At 58.5% G+C, this 342-nt stretch carries 1 pseudogene; it reads right to left on the bottom strand.

The features are described from left to right. Positions 1–215: pseudogene (locus ACUHMQ_RS21195) on the bottom strand (transposase); the annotation flags it as partial. Positions 216–342: the final 127 nt, after the last annotated feature.

Here is a 342-nt window from a genome sequence, read left to right as displayed (position 1 = left end):
ATGTCGCGCGTACCGTCGGGCAACACACCCAATGCCAAGTAGACTGCCTTGTTGCGCACTACGGCATCTTCGCGCATCTTCACCCGCAGTGCGTCGAAGAACACAACCGGATACATCGGTTCAAGCGATCGAGCCTGCCAGGCAGCGACTTCTGTCATGACTTCGTCGGTCACCGAACTGATGAACTCTGGTGAGACTTCAGTGCCATATTGCTCGGTAAACCCCCGGCGAGCAGCATCTATCCACGGCAGGCGCTTCGGGTTTATGGCGTGCGCCGTGCTTCGATGAAACGATGGAGCGGTTCGTAGGCCACGCGCCACTGATGCCCATCAACCTGCAGCG

Source organism: Chitinimonas violaceus, from assembly GCF_052601015.1.
The sequence above is the reverse complement of the archived record's forward strand: the minus strand, read 5'-3'. Positions and strand labels throughout refer to the sequence as shown.